A 16,396-nucleotide genomic window follows, 5' to 3' on the forward strand; every position below is an offset into this window, starting at 1 on the left:
TTAATCACCTATTAATTTATTTTTTATATTCAATGCTATTTTATATGTCCAAGCGTTTTTCTTAGCTACATCCCAACACAGTCTTAAAAAGTCGGAATTTCTATAGCTTTGCTTCTTTTTCTTTCTCTTGTTAAGAACTTGTTTATGCTTCATTATTTCATCAAAAATACGTTTTGAATTATTGTTATCCGTATAACTTAATAGATTCTTTCTCATTTCAGCATATTTTTCTTCTTCTTGGAAATTATTCATTATATACTTTTGGATGCTGTTTTCTAATTCTTCTAAAGTAAATGCACGATCTCCAAACAACTCATTATCCATATCTATATAACTTCCTTGATATTTAAGATAATTTTCAAGATCAAACTGATAAAAAAGGATTGGCTTTTTTTGAAAATACATATCCCAAGCAACACTAGAATAATCTGTTATGAGTATTTTTGAATTCATTAATAATTCATTTACTTTGATTTCTCCATATTGATTGATTTTTACTCGATTATTAGAACTTTCAAATCGATCAATATACTCTTTAAATTTTGGATGGATGTAAAATTGGAGATACAAATCATTGTTTTCCATCATTTCGAGTAGGGAATTTGAACTCATTAATGATGTATAATTTTTATAATATTCCGTTTCGATAAATTTTTCTTCTGGTATATCATCCATCCATGATCTCCATGTGGGCATTAACATTATATTTCTTTCATTATTTTTTCCCGATTTATCTTTTAGGACATCCCATCTACTTAAACCGGTAACAATTACTTCATCCTTTTGATACCCAAAATTATTTACAATTATCTCCTTTTCTTGTTCGGATGATACAACAAATAAATCTGCAGCATTTCTACTATTTTTTTTATAAATAGAATCCACTCTTTTAAGAGCAATGACCCCATGCTGAAGAAATACATATCTTTTTTGTTCTAAACTGTCTTTTAATCTTCCTCTTAATGCTCTTATGTCATAAGCATGTCCTTTTGCTTCTGATGAGATTAAAAGCTTGGCTGCAAACAAATAGACCATATATTTAAAGCTCATATAATGAATAACTTTGTCATTCATTGCTTTTAGATTGCTATAGTCCGGTGAATCTTGCTTTATAATATAGTAAAGATTCTTTTTCTTACTATTTTCATAACTATATTTGAAGAAATAATATCCGTTATCTTGAGCACCGTCAGAAAACTTTTCAAAGACTAACCAAATATTTTTTTTGTTAAAATACCATTTAAAAAGCACCGAAACAATCCATGCAATTTTTTCTTTCCATTGATTGTTATTTGTTTCATGAAGTTCCTTTTCTTTGTATACTAATGCAATTGTATTAGCTAACGTTAAATAAGGATAAACCCAATTGCCATCGCCATATTCATAGGACTGCCGAGATTTAATTTTCCCTAATCCTTTTTTTATTCTTCCGGAAGGGTTATTGATCCTTGCCAAGAATCTCTCTTCTTTATATACAATCTCTAAAAAGAAATCCCAATAATACTTTTCTAATTTTAAATTAGAAATATCTAATTCAATTGTTAATATTACAGTATTCCCCTTTAACACATTAGATTTAATTGGGAAGCTATACTCAACATTTTCCACCTTACTTCTATACTTTAAAATAAATGACTGAAATAAAAAGTTTCCTTTAGTTTTTGGGCAGTTTATTTTTATTTTAAAGTACAGCCTATTTTTTTCCATGACAAAAGAAGAGATTCTAAACTTTAAGTTAGATTTTTCCGTTGCTAAATAATTGGGTTGAGTAATTACAATAGAAAGACCATTATTAATGGTTATATAGGGTGTTACTACATTTACATCCAATGTAGTAATGGATTGAAAATATCGATTGAATTTTTCATCCAATTTATCAGAAAAACGAAGTCGATACCTTTTTATATGATTATCTTCTACAATCTCTAAATATAAATCCCATCTGGAGATTTGATTATAATATGTATTTATAAATTCTTTAAGTTCAATCGAAACTCGTCCTAAATGATAATCAAGGTACTCATTTGGACACCATTCAAAACCATTTTTTCTTTCAACAAATACTATATTACTTATATTTCCAAACTTTACTTGTGGTACAGTAAAGGAAAGTAACTTTCTACCATCATCAATATGAATATTTTCAATTATCATTGATTCTTTTGATTTACGCGTATTAATCTCTTTTACATCCCTTTCTTATTTAAGAATAATATAATATAGTACTATATACCCGCATTCACCTAACAAAGTAATTAAACGTTTACTTATTTACTCAACTTTCGGACATAGAAAAACTCAATGAACCCTTGATGTAACTTGGCAGGGATTCAAACCAATGTGTTAATTGACCCGTTAAAGTTTCCGTGCTTAAAGAAACAGTACCTTTTGACATTGTTTCGAAAAGTTCTAGTAACTGTTGTAAAGCCGTAAGCATATCCAAATCTTTTACATCTTCGCACATTAAGAAAAAGAGTATTCCGATTGTTTTTGGGTCTTGTTCATTTCTTCTGCTCCATTCAAGCAGAGTATAGCGTGTGAAAACTAAGGTTGTATGGCTGATCATGGAATCATACGATCTACCTTGAAATTCCTTTGCGAGCTTTAACATTGACTTTGTGCATTTAAAGAATGTTTCAATGTCCCAACGCATACCATAAATCCTTACAATTTCTTCATCTGAAAGGGCAGTATACGTGCTTAAAATGGCTAACCATTCACTCTTCTTATTGCGATTTCTAACAAAAACAATTTTGACAGACGTCTGTTTATCCGTTTGAAGGCATACTTGAATAGAGCCCAAGACACCTTTTTTTTGAAGGTTGGGCTTAACTACCTTAAACAACTCATCTAGTTTCAATAGTTTGTCGTTATAAAGGTAGCGTTGCTTCATTTGTTTGACCATGCCAATCACGAATAAGCCTTTTTCTGTAATCGATTCGATTAAAGGCGCATGTGTAAACCAAGTATCCATCAACACATAATCCGCCACTATGCCTTTATCTAAGCAGTTTTGGATAAGAGTAGCGGCCATTTCAGGTTTAGGTTGTATAGCTTCCAGACGACGCTTATATCCAGAAGTTCGCTTATCAATAGTAGAATCTATTTCACAATAACGGTTCTCCTTTTTAGTTGAACTGAGGAGCGCAAAGTCAACTGGTACAAACGAAAATCCGTCAGACCAACCGAGTGTTAACATGGAGAACCCCTTAACAAATTTATGTGTCACATGGTCATGAACACGTGCTAACAGCTCTACTTTTTTACTACGGTTACGTGAAAAAACTGAGTCATCCAAAATAAAAACGGAAATCCTCTTTGATGAAGTTAACCTTTCAAAACGCTGTGTAACTTCAAATGAAAGGGATAATAAAAACTTGCGCCAGTTAAATGTAGGCACCTTTAAGAAGTCATAAATGACATCCTTACCTGGAAGAACGGTTGCTTTTTTACTCAAACAAGCTTGATACCAGGTACGATGTTCAAATACTAAAAGAAACAAAAGTTGAAAAATGGTGAGGCATGAAAATCCAAGTTTTTTGGTAATACCCGCATTCCGTAAATGCCTTCCCACATTTAACTCCGAAAAGCTGTGTTTCATAGCTTGCGAGAGATGGACAAAAGACGAATTTTTCGATAACATAATGGTAGACACCTTTCTTTGTGTAATTGGTTTAGTCACCGTTATTTTACCAAAGAAACAGGTGTCTTTTCTTTTTATCTTCACAAAAGACAAAGAAAAGCAAATGGATATTAAATGGGGTCTACCCTATCAATCGTAAGGCTTTAAAAGTTAAATTCAACTCCGAAAGTTGAGTTATTTAATATATCCTTAGTTAACAGAACATATTATACACTTAATTTCAAGGTTCGACATCGATTATTTTCTATATTTATTCACTGTTATTATAAATTTCTGCAACTTTTCAACAAAATATTCGTCTATATATTTAGTCCCTTCTTCCTAAAGAAATTTATTTAAAATTAATTTCAAAAATTGCAGGGAAGAATATATTTTTATTTTTTTAGAAAACTAATTAATAATAGCTTTAAAGTCATTAAAATTTACTCGTATTTCGGGAAAATAATGATATTAAATCCCCTCTTTTTCTGCTATTCTTTAAATTAGCTTTATCAATTTTTGTCAAGATATGGAGGTTTTACTTTAGTATGAGATCTGATAAACCAAAACGTAAAAAGAATAAATGGTTACGTATAACGGGCCTTGTTTTATTAATTTTAATTATTGCCATTCTAGTGTATGTATTCACTGTATATAAATCCTTAACAAATGCAGTAGATACAATGCATGTCCCAGTTGATCGAGTGACCGAGAAGAGAACTGATCTCTTAGATTTAAATAAAAAAGAACCATTTTCTGTTTTAATGCTGGGAGTAGATGAACGAGAAGGAGACAGAGGTCGCTCCGATACAATGATTGTTCTGACTGTAAACCCGCAAAAAAAATCAGTTAAAATGCTTAGCATCCCAAGAGATACTCGCACAGAAATTGTTGGTCATGGCACAACAGATAAAATTAACCACGCATATGCATTTGGTGGGGTTGCCATGTCAATGGATACGGTTGAAAATTTCTTAGATATACCAATTGATTATTATATGCAAATTAATATGGAAGGCTTTAAAGATATTGTCGATGCAGTTGGTGGAGTGACTGTCAATAATGATTTAGACTTTACTTATAGTGGAGTACATTTCCCAGAAGGTAAAATTACGTTAGATGGAGAAGATGCCCTTAAATTTTCACGAATGAGAAAAGAAGATCCTCGTGGAGACTTTGGTAGACAGCTTCGCCAAAGATTAATTATTCAAGCTGTTATTAAAGAAGGTGCAAGTCTGAATTCTTTAACCAATTTTAATGACATTTTTGACGCTCTTGGTAAAAATGTAAAGACGAATATTACCTTTGATGAAATGGTTGATATTCAAAAGAACTATAAGAATGCTGCAGGTGATATTGAACAGTTCAGCATTGAAGGTTCTGGACAAACCATTAATAAAGTTTGGTATTTAATAGTAAGCGATGCAGAGAAAACAAAAATTCAAAATAAACTTAAAGAGCATTTAGATTTATAAAAAGGTGTTGGGCATATTTGCCCTTCACCTCTATTTTTTTAGTAGATAATATAATTCCAAAATCTTCATTCTTTTTTTCGAAATGTACTAGTTCAAATCACCTAAATTTTTTCTCTTTTAAGGTGCTTGAATTTCAATTATTCTGCTTTCAATAACCTAACTATTACGTTTCCTTTAAATCATAGGCTATTTGTTGAAATGACTCGAAAAGAAGTGTATATTTAGTTTGATTTATGTAAATTATTGATTACAAAAAATATAAAAAGTTAGAAGTATTAAGTACGTAAAAGGAGTATTAAATTATGATATATGCTGAAATACTTGCTGGTGGTAAAGGAACTAGAATGGGAAATGTAAGTATGCCAAAACAATTCCTTCCATTAAATGAGAAACCTATCATTATTCATACAATCGAAAAGTTTTTATTAAATAATCAATTTGAAAAAATTATTATTGCTTCACCGAGAGAATGGATTAATTACACGAATGATATTATTAATAAATATATTGATAATCGTGACCGTTTAGTAGTAATAGAAGGTGGAGAAGATAGAAATGGAACCATTATGAATGGTATTAAATATGTAGAGGATACATTTGGCTTATTCCATGATGATATCATCGTAACCCATGATTCCGTTCGACCTTTTATTACACATCGTATTATAGAGGAAAATATTCAATATGGTCTTGAATTTGGTGCTGTTGATACCGTTATTTCCGCTATTGATACAATTGTCGAATCAGAGGATGGCGAATCTATTTCTAATATCCCTGTTCGTGATTTTATGTACCAAGGACAAACACCACAAACATTTAATATGAAAATGCTGAAAGAGCATTATTATTCCCTGTCTTCCGAGCAAAAGGCGATTCTTTCTGATGCATGTAAAATTTGTGTCTTAAAAGGAGAAAAAGTGAAGCTCGTTACTGGTGAAGTATTTAATATTAAAATTACTACACCATATGATTTAAAAGTAGCCAATGCTATTATTCAGGAGCGAATTAACCATGATTAATCAAGTCTATCGTCTTGTTTCTCCAAGACAATTTGAAGTAACGTACCAAGATTTCTCCTTAAAATCCGATATGATTGTCGTTCGACCAACCCATCTTTCTATATGTAATGCTGATCAGCGTTATTATACTGGGTCACGAGGCAAAGAAGCGATGGCAAAAAAACTGCCAATGGCGCTAATTCATGAAGGAATCGGAAAGGTCGTTTATGATCCTAAAGGTGAATTCGTTAATGGAACAAAAGTAGTAATGGTTCCTAATGACCCTACTGCGGAAGATTCATTTATTGCTGAAAACTACTTACGTTCAAGTAGATTTCGTTCTAGTGGCTACGATGGATTTATGCAAGACTATGTCTTTTTAAAAAGAGATCGTTTAGTCGAAATCCCTGAAGAGATGAATCCGTATGTTGCAGCTTTTACAGAACTTATCACAATTGCTATGCATTCTATCACAAGATTTGAATCAAGATCACATAAACGTCGTAATACGTTTGGTGTATGGGGTGATGGTAATTTAGGATTTATCATGTCATTGATATTAAAGAAAAAATATCCGGAAAGTAAAGTGATTTCGTTTGGAAAAACACAGTATAAATTAGATCGCTTTTCTTTTGTGGATGAAACTTATTTAATTGATAATATTCCAGAGTCAGTAGAAATAGATCATGCCTTTGAATGTGTAGGTGGATTAGGGAGCCAATATGCCATTAACCAGAGCATTGACTTAATCGTACCCGAGGGCTCTATTTCCATACTTGGCGTTTCTGAATATCCAGTGGAAATTAACACAAGAATGATTTTAGAAAAAGGCATAATTCTGATTGGTAGCAGTAGAAGCGGACGTATTGATTTCCAGAATACTGTAGATTTATATAAAGAATACCCAGACATCGTAGATTACTTTTCTACCCTCATTGGAGAAGTCCAAACAGTCACATCAATTCAATCCATTATTGAGGCTTTTGAAAAGGATTTAACATCTTCTTGGGGGAAAACAATTATGGAATGGAAAATATAAAGTGAATGAATTTATTTTAAATAAGTTAGAAAGGTAGATTGATTTGAGAAAAATAAAATTACTACCTACTGTATTAACCAAAGTAATGATCAAAATTGCCTATTTCTTTTTTTCTATCATATTTAAAGTGAATTCGAAAAAAATAACTTTTGCTTCGACACGGTCAAATGAAATAAATGGTAATTTAAAGTACATTTATCAAGAAATAGAAAATAGGAATACAGATTATAAATTAATTAAATCTTTTTTTAAACTGAATAACTCGCTTCTGAGTAAGCTACGTTATTTTTCCCATATAATGAGGGAATGTTATCACTTAGCAACTTCCAAATACTTTATTATTGATGATTATCATTACTTGATTTATCTTATAAAACCTCGTAAAAATACAGAAATCATTCAACTTTGGCATGCTTGCGGAGCATTTAAAAAATTTGGGATGAGTCTAGTTGGAAAACGCTATGGTCCGAGTAAAGACTATATAAAAACGATTAAAATACATTCTAACTATTCAAGAGTGTATGTTAGTTCTTCCGAGGTTATTCCTTACTATTCAGAAGCTTTTAATATGAGTGAAACAAAAATTTTTCCACTAGGTGTTCCTAGAACAGATTATTTTTTTGAACAAAATAGAAAAGATAAAGTACTTGATAAATTTAGAAGTAAATTTGGACCAATTGAAGATAAGCAATTGATTTTATATGCTCCAACCTTTCGAGGAAAGAGCTATCAGCAAGGACCATTTGTTAGCCCGATCAGCTTTAGATTACTTAAAGATCAGCTAGAGAAAGATTCACTAGTGTTAGTACATTTACATCCATACATGTCTTCCAACTTTCAAGTTGATGAAGATTTAAATGATTTTGTCGTTCATATTGCGGATGGCTTTACAATCGAGGAATTACTTTTGATTACAAATGTCCTTATTACTGATTATTCTTCTATTATTTTTGACTATAGTTTATTAAACAAATCTGCAGCATTCTTTGCTCACGATTTAGAAGAGTACATGCTAGAAAGAGATTTTTATTATGACTATGTTTCACTCGTACCAGGACCCATTTTCTCAACTACAGAGAGTCTTGTTAATTGGATAAATTACGGAAACTTTGATGAGGAAAAAATGACTGCCTTTAAAAATAGATTTTTTGATTATTCCGATGGGCAGGCTTCTAAAAGAATTGTTTCCCATCTACTCTCCCCTTCAAAAAGTGGATAATTCCCACCTATAGAATGGAGAGCGAAGAAATTCTATTTACTACCTTGTCAGTAAAATTCCATTCAACTGACAAGGTTTCATTTTATGAAGTTAAGGAGATTTAAGCATGTTAAGAAAGATTGTTCGAAAGTTAAGAAGAAGAAAAGCTTCTTCTGATTCATCCGGATCGATTGTCCGTGATGATTTAGAATTTAGCATTGATAAGCCCGTTCAAATTACGGAAGATCGCATCATCATTCAAAAAGAAAAAATAAGTGAATCCCTTCCTGTGCTTAACGAAATTGCTGGTAAAATAGAAGAACATATTCCACATCGTAAAATAACACAATTAAACTGGAATGGACCAATTATGGAAATCGAAGGCTATTTTTACTTAGAGAACGTTCCGATGACAAATGAAGATTTAGTAAAAAAGCGTTTGATATTATTAAGTACTAGTGGCTTAAAGGTTTCCATTCCTTTACAAGATGTTCTTGTGAAAGACATAAAAACAAAAGATTCAATTGATAATAAATATAGTTGGGCAGGCTTTCGTTCAAAGGTTAACTTTGCAACGATTACTTCCCATAATAGACCACTTCCCGAGGAAGACTATCGACTATTCTTAGAACTAGACGTACATGTACTAGGCGATAAAGTATATAAAAAGTCCTTTCCTTTAGGAAATATTGAACATTTTCTAGATAATGGCTTCCATTCAGCTAAAATGGAGTATTTCACAGCAAAGAAGGAAATGAAGTACAATCTTTTAGCTACATATGATTTACCATTAAAAACATTAAAAATTACATCATCCAAACTAAAGGATTTAGATCCTTCTTTAATGGGATTAGATGCGGATTTAAAGCAACGCGGAATAGTTTATCGCATTGTTTATAAATGGTGTTTCTCTCTAACCTACAAATTTTGCAAGTTATTACCTTTACAAACAAGAAAGATTATTTTTGCATCTGATAGCAGAAGTGAAATGAGCGGAAACTTCCAATTTGTATATGATGAATTACTTAGAAGAGATTTAAATTATGACTACCATCTCCTACTAAAAAAAGGAGTGGATGAAAAAAAGAATTATCGAGAAATATTCAGCTTAGCCTATCATTTGGCAACAGCAAAGTTTATTATTCTTGATGATTTTTACCCAATGATCTATCCGCTGACCATTAGAAAAAATGCAGAATTAATCCAATTATGGCATGCTGTTGGTGCTTTTAAAACGTTTGGCTTTAGCCGCTTAGGCCGACCTGGTGGTCCTTCGCCAAAATCGAAAAACCATCGAAATTATACAAAAGCAATTGTTAGCTCCCAAAATGTTGCCAAGCATTATGCAGAAGGTTTTGGAATTGATTTAGAAAATGTAATTCCAACAGGTATTCCAAGAACAGATGTCTTTTTCGATAAAGCCTATCAAGAAGAAGTAAGAAATAACTTAAATGAAGAATTTCCATTTTTAAAAGGAAAAAAGGTAATTACGTTTGCACCTACTTTCCGTGGAAATGGACAAATGTCTGCCCACTATCCAATGGAAGTATTAAATTTAGAAAAGCTATATAACGAATTGAAGGATGAGTATGTATTTCTATTTAAAATTCATCCATTTGTTAAAAATGAATTTAGTATTCCATATCAATTTAGTGATTTCTTTTATGATTTTTCTTCTTACCGGGAAATCAATGATTTATTATTCATTACGGATATCTTAATTACTGATTATTCATCTGTATGTTTTGAATATGCCCTTTTAAATAAACCGATGATATTCTTTGCATACGATGTAGAAGAGTATGTGCGCACACGTGACTTCTACTATGACTATCATTCCTTTATTCCAGGTCCACTTGCAAAAACAACGGAAAGAATGATTGATATTATTCAAAAAGAAGATTTCAAAATGGAAAAAATCGAGCCTTTCGTGAAATATTTCTTTGATGACATAGATGGTAAATCATCGGAACGTGTAGTTGAACAACTTATCATTAATAATTTTAATGAGTTAAATTAAGTAGAAGCCCCCTTAGCAATTCATGCTAAGAGGGCTCCTTTTTTATCTCCCGACATTTCTCGGGAAATACTTGTCAACATTTGTTGATAATTTTGGTGTTTTCAATGAAATTAAACGCGGTATATATATACTACAAGATAAAAAATAGTAGAAAGGATGATACATATGAAAATAAAAGCTGGAAGCTGGAGATTACTAAGTTCTCAAGATAAGCAATTTATTTTACAAACTGTTTGTACCCTTTCTCAATATAAGGGAAAAGCTCATGCTAATTAAGCCTCATATAATTCAATCGGCAACCCATCTGGATCTGCAAAAAAAGTAAACTTTTTGGCTGTAATTGGATCGATCCGGACTTCTTCCACTGTAATATTATTCGATTGTAAATACTGTACAGTTTCTTCTACGTCATTCACTTCAAATGCAATATGACGTAAGCCAGCTGCCTCAGGATAACTCGGTCTTTTCTTTGGATTTGGAAAGGAAAAAAGTTCAATTTGATAGCTATCATTTACTAAAAGATCAAGCTTATAGGAATCTCTTCCTTCTCGATATACTTCTTTTAATGGTGTAAAGCCTAATAGATTAACATAAAACTGTTTAGAAACTTCGTAATTGCTGCAGATAATAGCGATATGATGAATGCGATTTACCTTAAACATTTATGTACTCCTTTTGTTTAATAGATAACCAAGCTTATGTAGGAAAATAATACCGTATAAACCTTTGCTCTAGAAAAAAGCGAAGAAATTTTATCGATTCCTTCGCCATTTATATTATTTATTATGCCAGTTCCAAGCACTTTGAATAATTGTTTCTAAGCCTCTTTCTGCTTTCCAGCCAAGCTCATGGTAGATTTTATCTGAAGAAGCTACTAATCTTGCCGGATCTCCAGCTCTTCTATCACTAAGAATTACATTTGCTTTTCGGCCAGTTACCTTTTCACACATTTCAATTACTTGCTTAACAGAATAGCCTACACCATTGCCAAGATTATACGTTTCAGCAGATTTCGTTTCCTTTAACAAAGCTTCTAGTGCTGCTATATGGGCATTTGCTAGGTCTGTTACATGAATATAATCTCGGATACATGTTCCATCTTCTGTAGGATAATCTGTCCCAAAGACGGAAATAGACTCTCGCTCTCCTAATAATTGTTGAAGGATAATAGGGATTAAATGTGTTTCTGGATCATGATTTTCCCCAATTTCACCAGATACATGTGCACCCGCTGCATTGAAATAGCGTAAGACAACATAATGAAGTCCATAAGCTGTGTGGAAATCAGCTAAAATCTGTTCTACCATTAGCTTCGATCTGCCATAAGGATTAATTGGCGATGTTTCCGAACTTTCTAGAATAATCTCCTCTTTTGGAATTCCATATGTAGCTGCAGTAGAAGAGAAAATAAAGTTTTTCACATTATGCTTTAACATAACATTTAATAATGTTAATGTATTAGCAACGTTGTTCTCATAATATTTATACGGATCTTGAACAGATTCACCAACTAAACTATATGCCGCAAAATGCATGACTGCCTTAATTGGATAGTTAGAAAAAATCGATTCTAAATCTTCAACATTCCCTAAATCACCTTTCACAAAAACCGCGCGGGAATCAATAGATTCCTCATGACCGGTAGCAAGATTATCTAATACTATTACTTCTTCCTTTTCCACTAATTCTTTTACTAGATGGCTACCAATATAGCCAGCTCCACCAACTACTAAAATCATATAAATAACTCTCCTTTAATCAGCGTATTTATGTATTTATGCTCCCCCCTATTTTATCACATTTTTTGTAAATATTATTTAACAGTATGTTAATATCATTTTTAATGTTCAAAAGAAGAAGCTGCAGCCAATTACAAGTAAAAAGTGTCTGATAAGGAAGAACTTTTCCATACTAGGTACTTTTCATCTTATCTTATCTTTCTTTGCTTATAAATAGAGTAGAAGAAGGAAAAATGACCAACTACATTTCGTTTCCACAGTCTTCTTGGTTCTTTCCCCATTCGATATAGCCATTCTAGGCGAAGGTTGCGAAAGACTTTAGGAGCTCTTGCCACATCTCCAGAGGAGAAATCTATAAAAGCGCCTACAGCAATCGTAATGGTACTCTCTAGCTTCGAACGATGTTCATTAATCCATTGTTCTTGTAGCGGCATTCCAAATCCTACTAAAAGGATATCGGTTTTACTGTTATTAATCTGTTCAATAACCTTCTTTGTGTTCTCTTTCGGAAAATATCCATCCTGATTACCTATAAATAAGATATTCTTATATTTTTTTTGGAGACGATCCTGTGCCTTTTGTGCGACACCTGGTTTGGCACCTAATAGAAACACACGATATCGTTTATCTGTTTCTTCGTTTAAAGATTGAAATAACGCTGGAATAAAATCCGTACCATTTAAATTCTCCTTAAATGAAAATCCAAAAAGCTTCGCTCCTATTTCAATACCAATACCATCATTTAACAATAAATCAGCCTGATTTAACATATCACGATATGCTGCATCCTTTTGCGCAATATTATATCCATGATCATTCAGAAAAAAAATATCGGATAATACTCGTTTCTCTAGTTTTTCTTTTATATGAGTAATAGCTTCTTTTGAGCTTAAAACATTTACCTTTATATTTCCTAACCATTTCTTATCCATCATGTATCCCCTAATGAGAAATTTTTAAAAGCCCCTTTCCATTATATAAAAATTGTCTTCTAGAAACAATTCAAGCTAGTGTTGATTTACTCTCAATCATTACTGTATAAAGTAAAACTACGAACAATAGGGGTTTTATGGGCAGTTTTCTCCCTAAATTTCTCCTTTATTTTCAGTTAGAGATAAGTAATCAATATATGTATGTTGGATTATGTCGAAACATTGTATATAAAAAAGTTGTTATATTTTTCATATTAGTGATAAAATTCTAATTGTACAATTATCTAGATAAAGGCAAACCATCTGAAAGGGTGGGACGCAAAGCTTCAGGTCTAAGGTAGATTTATTTATACTATGATGGCTGGGCCACCTTATATACTATAAGGAGGTTAATTATCATGATTAATTTGTTTCCCACCGAAGTATTGACTAAATGCAATTTGGACAGTGAATGGATAACGCTCATAATGGAGGCAAAAAAACAAGGTTTTACTCAAGATGAAGTTCGTGCCTTGTTAACCATACTAGAAGATAGCGATTGAAAATTATCAGAATATTGCATAATGATAACGTTTTAGAAGCTGGAACAAAACTAAATAGCCAATCTGTAAAGACGAACAATCTCTAATTTTGCTTTTAAATAAAGCTACCTTCTCATACGGGGTATCAAAGTTTTTAAAAATAGTCCATTGCAAAAACTAAGTCGTTCCATTGCGCTACAGACGCTCGATGCGCCGGGGAGGAAGCTGAGCCTCCTGATATGAACGAAACTGTCAAGGTTCCCACTACACCATTCGTTTTTAGGTATTTTAAGGCAACTTTAAGTAAAGAAGCTAATTTTCGAGCTTCTTTTTTTGTATGGGTTTTAGCCAAATTTGGCTAAATAGTCTCCTTCTTTAGCTTACCAACCTAACTTCCTAACTTAGAATTGCGGTCAAGTGCTTTCCTTGACGGTAATTCTAAGTTAGGAGACACTGCTAAAAGCTAAGGAAGGAATAATCCATTAACTGACACCTCCTATAAAGGTTATTTGAATAGATAGTAAGAACACGGCACGAAGGCAAAAATCTAATGACTGCGGTTTAGCATTCTGATATTCGTGGATTTACACATTTTATTTTTCCGTATAAAGGCCTAGCCACTAACTCGCGGCGTGCGTTCACCTATTTCGGCTAGCACAGAGGAGGCACGTGGATTATCCTTCCCGGTATTTTTTTGCCTCCGAGCCCTGTTCTCAAGTATCTAGTATTTTTCTTCCCGTCCTACCTATCCGACTATATTTTTCAAAAACTAACCCTAACTAAAGTTCTATACTTCTTGTACTTCTTGTCCAATTGCCCAAATAAAACCTGCTAATTCTCTTGCTACCGCGACAATCGCTTTATTCTTTTCTTTTCCTTTAGAAACTAATCGAAAGTACTTTTTATGAAGACGGTTCTGCGCTTCCCAAGAAATAGAGTGAATCGTTGGCGGTAAGTGTTCTAAACGCTTTTTTAATTCTCCCCTGACTGCTGGTTGATACAAATAACTCCAGGCGGCTTCTATTAACAATCTGCGGACATGACGATTCCCTGTTTTCGTAATGGCCCCCTGCCGCCTTTTTTCCCCACTTGAGTATTCACTTGGAATTAAACCGACGTATCCCATCAGTCCTTTAGGAGTAGAAAAGCGTCTAAAAAAACCAATTTCTGCGGCAATACTGGTCGCGGTGACAAGGGCACTCCCTCGCAGCCCTTGTAAAGCTTGAACGATAGGCGCATGAACTCCTTCTTGGGCATGCATGTTCATTTCCATTTCATATCTTTTTACTCGTTGTTCTAATTCTTTCAATTGATGATAGTATTCTTGAAAGACTAATCGTAAAGTGGAACTTTCAAACTTCAACGTATTTAACCATTCACGATATTTTTTTGTCCATTTATTAACACCTTTAGGTGGGTGGATATCATTACGCAATAAAAACTTACTTAACCGATGCTTCGCTCTTAGCTCATCCTCCTTGGCATCTTCCCTTGCTCTTACTAAATCTCGAAGTGCTTCATCATCTGGAGTGGGAACATAAATCGAAGATAATTCATTTGCGCGATAGAGCTGGGCGAGACGAATGGAGTCTCTTCGATCTGTTTTAATTCGATCTCCAGGTCTTGTCGGAATTAAAGTAGGGGCAATCACTTCACAATGAACATGTAAGGAAGATAATAACCGATATAAAGGGTATCCAGTGGGACCTGCTTCATAACACATTCTAATAGTTTCAGGTTGTCCAAGTTTTTTTACTAGTTTTCTAATCGCTTCTGGTGTATGAGGAATGACCCCATAGTATCTTGGTTCTTCTCTTCCTTCCTCCGCAATTGCCACTGCAATTTTTTCTTTTGATACGTCTAAACCTACATATTTTGTGGTATTCTTCATAATATAACTAGCTCCTTCCGTAATGTAGCTCTGATTTGGTTTTTGTTTTGGTTCACTAAACAATATTCCCAAATTAACCTACGAATTTACGTGTAAGGGGCTAGTTTCGTTCATTATAACTCGCTGCGCTGCGGGGTCTAAAGCGTCTCTATTTCCCGCAGGAGTCGAGCGTCCTCCGCTCCATTTTACTTCGTTTTTAAAGTTTTTTCTAAAATTTTTTATGAAAAAAACTAATTATTTGGAAGAACTGAGCAGTCTGAATACACGTAGACTCCCTCCTATGGGAGCTGCGAGAAAGTCCGAGACCCCCGCAGGAACGCAGTGAGGGCACTGAAAAAGTCCATGAAATGAGAAAAAGAAGTTAATCCCCTACTATATATAGGTGGGTAACTTCTTCATATTGTATATATATTGATGAAATCCACATTACTTTCTCAGATTAATCACTTTTTCAGTGGCCTAAACGCAGTGACGAGGAGGCTTGGCGCTCGCCCCATGGAAAGCGAAGTGTATTCAGGCTGCGGATAATAACACCATCTTTACGGAAACAGCCTTTTATTAACCAATATAAACCCGAACAATCAAATGGAACTATCGCATGGTTGTTCGGGTTTATCTATGGCTGGAATACTTATGTCCCAGCCTCTGTTTCTTTTTTTGCTGGTTTTTCATTTGAAAATTTATTGGAAACTCCTCTTATAGATAATCTTAGGTAAATGCTTATTTTGCAAAATGAATAGGAATATTAAATATAGTGATGCATTGGAAATTCAAATGAGACCCTTCCTCTGTTACCTTTTCCTCTTACTTGTAACCCGAACGAGCATGGAGAACCTTTCTCTGTTACGTTATCATTCATGCTTACTCCAGCTTCACCCTAAGCGATCAGTTGTTCACAAAAAAAGCGCCTCATTGGGCACTTTCAAAAGGAAGAAATTAATCGGAGTGTGTATTGATTTTT

Annotated in this window: 12 protein-coding genes and 1 riboswitch; of the genes, 6 read left to right on the top strand and 6 right to left on the bottom strand. The window is 33.3% G+C overall.

The window, feature by feature from the left end:
- Together AB3U99_RS19925 and AB3U99_RS19930 are read right to left on the bottom strand one after the other, a co-directional pair.
- Positions 1 to 2,154 (bottom strand): CDP-glycerol glycerophosphotransferase family protein, encoded by a 2,154-nt coding sequence (locus AB3U99_RS19925; RefSeq protein ID WP_400243452.1) that lies wholly within the window; start codon positions 2,152 to 2,154, stop codon positions 1 to 3.
- Positions 2,155 to 2,275: 121 nt separating this feature from the next.
- On the bottom strand, positions 2,276 to 3,643 hold the full coding sequence (locus AB3U99_RS19930; protein ID WP_400243454.1) for a transposase: 1,368 nt from the start codon (positions 3,641 to 3,643) through the stop codon (positions 2,276 to 2,278).
- A 527-nt stretch (positions 3,644 to 4,170) separates the two neighbouring features.
- Between AB3U99_RS19930 and AB3U99_RS19935 the strand changes: the two genes are divergently transcribed.
- From AB3U99_RS19935 to AB3U99_RS19955, 5 genes are all read left to right on the top strand, one after another.
- The gene (locus AB3U99_RS19935) at positions 4,171 to 5,097 is read left to right on the top strand and encodes a LytR family transcriptional regulator (RefSeq protein ID WP_400243455.1); all 927 of its coding nucleotides are present in this window, start codon (positions 4,171 to 4,173) and stop codon (positions 5,095 to 5,097) included.
- Between the two features lie 302 nt (positions 5,098 to 5,399).
- A complete protein-coding gene (locus AB3U99_RS19940; RefSeq protein ID WP_400243457.1) occupies positions 5,400 to 6,116 on the top strand; it encodes a 2-C-methyl-D-erythritol 4-phosphate cytidylyltransferase in 717 nt (238 codons plus the stop codon).
- Positions 6,109 to 7,134, top strand: a complete 1,026-nt coding sequence (locus AB3U99_RS19945) for a ribitol-5-phosphate dehydrogenase (RefSeq protein WP_400243458.1) — start codon at positions 6,109 to 6,111, stop codon at positions 7,132 to 7,134. The genes AB3U99_RS19940 and AB3U99_RS19945 overlap by 8 nt, the downstream gene beginning before the upstream one ends.
- A 43-nt stretch (positions 7,135 to 7,177) precedes the next feature.
- The gene (locus tag AB3U99_RS19950) at positions 7,178 to 8,353 is read left to right on the top strand and encodes a CDP-glycerol glycerophosphotransferase family protein (protein ID WP_400243460.1); all 1,176 of its coding nucleotides are present in this window, start codon (positions 7,178 to 7,180) and stop codon (positions 8,351 to 8,353) included.
- A 106-nt stretch (positions 8,354 to 8,459) separates the two neighbouring features.
- A complete protein-coding gene (locus tag AB3U99_RS19955) occupies positions 8,460 to 10,352 on the top strand; it encodes a CDP-glycerol glycerophosphotransferase family protein (protein ID WP_400243462.1) in 1,893 nt (630 codons plus the stop codon).
- A gap of 272 nt (positions 10,353 to 10,624) precedes the next feature.
- Here AB3U99_RS19955 and AB3U99_RS19960 read toward each other — a convergent pair whose 3' ends face one another.
- The 3 genes from AB3U99_RS19960 to AB3U99_RS19970 form a co-directional block, all read right to left on the bottom strand.
- Positions 10,625 to 11,014 (bottom strand): VOC family protein, encoded by a 390-nt coding sequence (locus AB3U99_RS19960; RefSeq protein ID WP_400243463.1) that lies wholly within the window; start codon positions 11,012 to 11,014, stop codon positions 10,625 to 10,627.
- A 114-nt stretch (positions 11,015 to 11,128) separates the two neighbouring features.
- Positions 11,129 to 12,091, bottom strand: a complete 963-nt coding sequence (gene galE / locus AB3U99_RS19965) for a UDP-glucose 4-epimerase GalE (RefSeq protein ID WP_400243465.1) — start codon at positions 12,089 to 12,091, stop codon at positions 11,129 to 11,131.
- A gap of 188 nt (positions 12,092 to 12,279) precedes the next feature.
- On the bottom strand, positions 12,280 to 13,023 hold the full coding sequence (locus AB3U99_RS19970; RefSeq protein ID WP_400243467.1) for a WecB/TagA/CpsF family glycosyltransferase: 744 nt from the start codon (positions 13,021 to 13,023) through the stop codon (positions 12,280 to 12,282).
- Between the two features lie 283 nt (positions 13,024 to 13,306).
- Positions 13,307 to 13,397, top strand: a riboswitch (cyclic di-GMP riboswitch).
- 24 nt (positions 13,398 to 13,421) lie between these two features.
- Between AB3U99_RS19970 and AB3U99_RS19975 the strand changes: the two genes are divergently transcribed.
- Positions 13,422 to 13,565: an anti-repressor SinI family protein gene (locus AB3U99_RS19975; RefSeq protein ID WP_400243468.1), complete on the top strand. Its 144-nt coding sequence runs from the start codon at positions 13,422 to 13,424 to the stop codon at positions 13,563 to 13,565.
- Positions 13,566 to 14,331: 766 nt separating this feature from the next.
- On the opposite strand, the gene AB3U99_RS19980 is transcribed toward AB3U99_RS19975, so the two are convergent.
- On the bottom strand, positions 14,332 to 15,435 hold the full coding sequence (locus AB3U99_RS19980; RefSeq protein WP_400243469.1) for an IS110 family transposase: 1,104 nt from the start codon (positions 15,433 to 15,435) through the stop codon (positions 14,332 to 14,334).
- Positions 15,436 to 16,396: the final 961 nt, after the last annotated feature.

The organism is Niallia tiangongensis, assembly GCF_044704065.1.
Classification (GTDB): Bacteria; Bacillota; Bacilli; order Bacillales; family Cytobacillaceae; genus Niallia; species Niallia tiangongensis.

Bases quoted from the DNA above. Each gene is read 5' to 3' on its own strand.
- AB3U99_RS19935 (WP_400243455.1), top strand. From the start codon at position 4,171: ATGAGATCTGATAAACCAAAACGTAAAAAGAATAAATGGTTACGTATA.
- AB3U99_RS19945 (WP_400243458.1), top strand. From the start codon at position 6,109: ATGATTAATCAAGTCTATCGTCTTGTTTCTCCAAGACAATTTGAAGTA.
- AB3U99_RS19980 (WP_400243469.1), bottom strand. From the start codon at position 15,435: ATGAAGAATACCACAAAATATGTAGGTTTAGACGTATCAAAAGAAAAA.
- galE (WP_400243465.1), bottom strand. From the start codon at position 12,091: ATGATTTTAGTAGTTGGTGGAGCTGGCTATATTGGTAGCCATCTAGTA.
- AB3U99_RS19975 (WP_400243468.1), top strand. From the start codon at position 13,422: ATGATTAATTTGTTTCCCACCGAAGTATTGACTAAATGCAATTTGGAC.
- AB3U99_RS19940 (WP_400243457.1), top strand. From the start codon at position 5,400: ATGATATATGCTGAAATACTTGCTGGTGGTAAAGGAACTAGAATGGGA.
- AB3U99_RS19960 (WP_400243463.1), bottom strand. From the start codon at position 11,014: ATGTTTAAGGTAAATCGCATTCATCATATCGCTATTATCTGCAGCAAT.
- AB3U99_RS19955 (WP_400243462.1), top strand. From the start codon at position 8,460: ATGTTAAGAAAGATTGTTCGAAAGTTAAGAAGAAGAAAAGCTTCTTCT.
- AB3U99_RS19970 (WP_400243467.1), bottom strand. From the start codon at position 13,023: ATGGATAAGAAATGGTTAGGAAATATAAAGGTAAATGTTTTAAGCTCA.
- AB3U99_RS19930 (WP_400243454.1), bottom strand. From the start codon at position 3,643: ATGTTATCGAAAAATTCGTCTTTTGTCCATCTCTCGCAAGCTATGAAA.
- AB3U99_RS19925 (WP_400243452.1), bottom strand. From the start codon at position 2,154: ATGATAATTGAAAATATTCATATTGATGATGGTAGAAAGTTACTTTCC.